This is a genomic window from Terriglobales bacterium, from assembly GCA_035764005.1.
Taxonomy (GTDB): Bacteria; Acidobacteriota; Terriglobia; order Terriglobales; family Acidobacteriaceae; genus Gp1-AA112.
This window is the reverse complement of the sequence record DASTZZ010000035.1, coordinates 1-4,399: the sequence shown is the minus strand read 5'-3', so window position 1 is coordinate 4,399 and position 4,399 is coordinate 1. Positions and strand designations below refer to the sequence as shown.

5 protein-coding genes are annotated in these 4,399 nt (G+C 56.1%); 3 read left to right on the top strand and 2 right to left on the bottom strand.

What is annotated here, in order from left to right:
• Positions 1–278: glycogen debranching N-terminal domain-containing protein (locus VFU50_06565; GenBank protein ID HEU5232504.1), on the bottom strand; the 278-nt coding region annotated here is incomplete at its 3' end.
• A 98-nt stretch (positions 279–376) separates the two neighbouring features.
• On the bottom strand, positions 377–754 hold the full coding sequence (locus VFU50_06560; protein HEU5232503.1) for a hypothetical protein: 378 nt from the start codon (positions 752–754) through the stop codon (positions 377–379).
• Positions 755–961: 207 nt separating this feature from the next.
• Between VFU50_06560 and tig the strand changes: the two genes are divergently transcribed.
• The 3 genes from tig to clpX form a co-directional block, all read left to right on the top strand.
• On the top strand, positions 962–2,362 hold the full coding sequence (gene tig, locus VFU50_06555) for a trigger factor (GenBank protein HEU5232502.1): 1,401 nt from the start codon (positions 962–964) through the stop codon (positions 2,360–2,362).
• A gap of 165 nt (positions 2,363–2,527) precedes the next feature.
• Entirely contained in the window at positions 2,528–3,121 is a 594-nt protein-coding gene (gene clpP / locus VFU50_06550) for an ATP-dependent Clp endopeptidase proteolytic subunit ClpP (protein ID HEU5232501.1), read from the top strand.
• Positions 3,122–3,421: 300 nt separating this feature from the next.
• A partial coding sequence (gene clpX, locus VFU50_06545; GenBank protein HEU5232500.1) for an ATP-dependent Clp protease ATP-binding subunit ClpX occupies positions 3,422–4,399 on the top strand: 978 nt, incomplete at its 3' end.

Sequence of the window (4,399 nt, the reverse complement as noted above, 5' to 3'; positions counted from 1 at the left end):
TTGGTCGGCGTTTCTTTCCAGTTCTTCGGAGCGGCGATGTAGTAACCGAGCGAGCTGTTCTGGTTTACCAGCGAGAATGCGCTGAGCTGCGGCTGCTCTCCGTTGACCTTCCAGAGGAGACGGGATAGCGCGCGCGACTGGTAGATCCAGAGTCCCTGGTCAGAGTGTCCAGTCACCCAGCCTCCCGGATCGGTAGTCAGGACGGTACGGCTATGCGATATATATTCCGAATCGGAACGAGGCTGAAGCTCAATCAGACTGCAATCCGGGTGTGCCATCCTACTCTGTTCGATGCACGCAGAGTGGCAAAAAGAAGCGTCACCACGTCGGATGTAAAGCTGCGAAGCTCCATGACTTCGCAGCTTCATGGCTGCGGTTAGAAGATGTGCGCAAGCACCATGCCGACGCCTGCGCCTACGCCTGCACCCGCTAATGCTCCCACGGGTCCAGCAACGGATGCGCCGACCAGCATGCCGGTCAGCGCGGTGCCGCCGATGATGATCCCGCGCTTCTTGTTGCTGTGGTGATGGCGCTCTTGCTGCACATCTCGTCTGGTCCTGGTGGTGGTTGTGTCTTGCGTCGTGTCGGTGCTGCGATCGGCAGCAGTGCTCGTCGCGTTATAAGTGGATTCAGTGGTGACTGCGTTCATGTCGCTTCGTGGAGAGGATTTGGCAGCGAGCGGTAACGTCGTTACTCCCATTGCCAACAGTAAGCACAAGGTCGCACTCACGCCGGATTTGTGGCGCTCGTTCATAGGTTTTCCCTGCCTGTTTGTTGATGTTGCAAAGATAGATGCCGCTTATTGAGCACGTGTTGACGCACGTTGCTCTGCAGCACTGTTTTTGCACGTTCCCTTGGTTTGACCGCATTGTTTCGCGGGTCTTAAACTTGAGGCTCGGGCCGACCTCGCTGAACTTCACCGAGTGCAGACTGGCCACTTTTGCGAGCAGGAACAATCACTTTGCCGGAATCAGAAACCGAAACGAGCGAACAGAACGCGTCAGAAACGCACGATCACCCGCATACTCACGAGCATCGCCCGCTGGGAGAGTGCGAGCGCGAAATTTCCGTCGATATTCCTGCAGAGGTCGTTTCCGGCGAGCTGGATTCGTTCGTCACCCGCTATCAGAAGATGGCGCGAGTTCCCGGATTCCGTCGTGGGAAGACTCCGGCAGGTCTGGTGCGGCGCCGTTTCGCCGACGAACTGAAGCAGGAAGTCGTTGAGTCGCTCGTTCCCAAGTTCTTCCGCGAGGAAGTGCAGAAGCAGGGATTCTCGCCTATTTCCCAGCCCCGTATTACAGATTTCCATTTTGAAGATGGAGAGCCGCTCCGGTTCAAAGCTGTTTTCGAGGTCATGCCCAAAATCGAACTCTCACCTTATGACGACCTTAAAGCTGAGAAGGGCGACACCAGGGTTAGCGAGGACGAGGTCGAGCAAGAGCTGCAGTCCTTGCGAGAGAACCAGGCCAGCTACAGCTCTGTCGACGAAGATCGCGGGCTGCAGGACGGCGATTTCGCGCAAGCCAGCTTCACCGGCACTCCGGTTGAGAAGCAGTCTTCAGGGCTGGTCGATCCGGCAGGAAATCCGATCAGCTCGACAGAAGAAACCAGGCCGACTGGTGCTCAGCCGGTCCACCTGGACGATGTACTCATCGACATTGGCGGCGCGAATACCGTGAAGGAATTCAGCGAGAACCTGCGCGGCGCCAAAGCGGGCGAAGAACGGACCTTCGCAATTGCATATCCAGAGGATGCGCAGGACAAGCGTCTTGCCGGAAAGACTCTGGAGTACAAGGTGCAGATTAAAGGGATCAAGCGGAAACAGGTTCCCGAACTGAACGATGAGTTCGCGAAAGAGCTTGGAGAATTCAAGAGCGTCGACGAGCTGCGCACGCGCATTCGCGAGCAGCTCGAAGCACAGAAGAAACACGCGATCGAGCACGCTGCCAAGGACAGGCTGGTGGAAGAACTGGTCCGCCGCAATCAGTTCCCGATCCCGGAATCGCTGGTTGAGCAACAGGTCACATCTCGATTAGAGCGCGGCTTTCGTGCGCTCGCGGCCCAGGGCATGCGAGCTGAGGATCTGCGCAAGATGGACGTCGGCCGTTTGCGCAATGCGCAGCGTGATGCAGCGACCCGCGAAGTAAAGGCATCCCTGATTCTGGAGAAGATTGCGGAAAAGGAGAACATCCAGGCCAGCGACGCCGAACTCGATACCGAAGTGGAACGCTTTGCGGCTCAATCTCGCCAGCCCATCGAAGCCGTACGCAAGAAGCTGACGGATGATGGCGCGTTGGAGCGTATCCGCGAGCGCATTCGCAACGAGAAGACGCTAGACTTTCTATATCAACGATCTGCTTAAGGGAGCTTTGTCATTCCGAGCGTAGCGAGGAATCCCTACTGTAACGAAACGCTTGGGGTTGAGTAGGGTTCCCTCACTTCGTTCGGGATGACAATGCGCTCTGAGCGTGACAGAGAATACGACGTACCGATTGCCTGTAAGGGATAGAAGAAAGGATTACCTGCAATGGCCCTGGTTCCAATGGTAGTAGAGCAGACCAGCCGCGGAGAGCGTGCGTACGACATCTACTCGCGTCTGCTGCGTGACAACATCGTTTTCATCGGCACGCCTATCGACGACACCATCGCCAATCTGGTGATCGCGCAGATGCTGTTCCTGGCTGCTGAAGATCCGGAGAAAGACATTCAGCTCTACATCAATTCTCCCGGCGGCTCGATCACTGCCGGCATGGCGATCTATGACACCATGCAGTTCGTCAAGAACGACATCATGACCATCTGCATCGGCCAGGCAGCCAGCATGGCGGCTGTTCTATTGGCGGCGGGAACTGCCAAAAAACGTTTTGCTCTGCCAAACTCGCGCATTCTGATTCACCAGCCGCACATCATGGGCGGCGGCATCTCCGGCCAGGCGACCGACATCGACATTCACGCGCGCGAAATTCTGCGCATGCGCGAGATCATGAACAACATCATGGCCAAGCACACGGGACAAAAGCTGGAGAAAGTCGAAAAAGACGTGGAGCGCGACTTCATCATGAACGCGCAGCAGAGCAAGGATTACGGAATCGTCGACGACATCATCTACAAGCACAAGTGATGCAGCACAACGAGCTGCCATCCGAAAGTTTCGGACGGGTATTGCACAAAGGTCATAAGTGAGGAATCGATGGTGTGACCCCCTGCTGCCGAAATTTGAATATAGAATGACCAAAGCCCGATCAGTTATTTGAGAAATCCCCCAGTTTTCTCGCGTTCGGCAATGACCAGCAACCAACGCCACTCGGCGCGGAGCTGCTGCAAATCGGAGACGAGGGTACATGGTTACCCTAATCCCGAAGTAACTCGGTTCTTTGCTTTATTGATCGGTCGTGGTGCTTAGGGTAAACAGGAGTACATTGTGAAAACCCGTTCCGGTTCTGACGACAACCTGCGCTGTTCCTTCTGCCACAAGTCTCAAGACGCTGTAGCGAAACTGATTTCTTCGCCCAGCGATTACCCGCGCGCTTACATCTGCGATGAATGCGTTGCGGTGTGCAACTCGATTCTTGAAGATGACCGGACAGAGACGCACTCCACCGCTGCACCTAACCATCTGCCCAAGCCGGCCGAGGTGAAGCAGTTCCTCGACGAGTACGTAATCGGGCAGGAGCAGACCAAGAAGAAGCTCGCAGTAGCTGTCTACAACCACTACAAGCGCATCCACATGAACCGGAATCGCAACGGCGAGGTGGAGCTCTCGAAATCGAACATCATGCTGATCGGTCCGACTGGCAGCGGCAAGACTCTGCTGGCCCAGACTCTGGCCAAAATGCTCGACGTTCCGTTCGCGATCGTCGATGCGACGACGCTCACGGAAGCCGGATACGTCGGCGAAGATGTGGAGAACATCATTCTCAAGCTGCTGCAGGCTGCCGACGGCGATGTAGGACGCGCGCAGACCGGCATCATCTACATAGACGAAATCGACAAGATCGGACGCAAAGACGAGAATCCTTCCATCACGCGCGACGTCTCGGGTGAAGGCGTCCAGCAGGCGCTGCTGAAGATTCTCGAAGGCACAGTCGCCAATGTTCCGCCACAGGGTGGCCGCAAACATCCGCACCAGGAATTTACGCCGGTAGATACCACCAACATTCTCTTCATCTGTGGCGGCGCTTTTGTTGGCCTGGAGAAGGTGATCGCGCGCCGTATCGGCAAAAAGTCGCTCGGATTCAAGGCTGAGGCGAAGGAAGGCGAGCAGCAGGAAAAAGCTGTGCCGAAGCGCGATACTGAAATGCTCTCGAAAGTCGAGCCGCAGGATCTGATCAAATTCGGGTTAATTCCAGAATTCGTCGGCCGCTTGCCTGTTGTGGGCGTGCTCGACGAACTCGACGAG

What these genes read in the sequence shown, in the direction of transcription:
- clpP (HEU5232501.1), top strand. Translation starts at nt 2,528, where the DNA reads ATGGCCCTGGTTCCAATGGTAGTAGAGCAGACCAGCCGCGGAGAGCGT.
- VFU50_06560 (HEU5232503.1), bottom strand. Translation starts at nt 754, where the DNA reads ATGAACGAGCGCCACAAATCCGGCGTGAGTGCGACCTTGTGCTTACTG.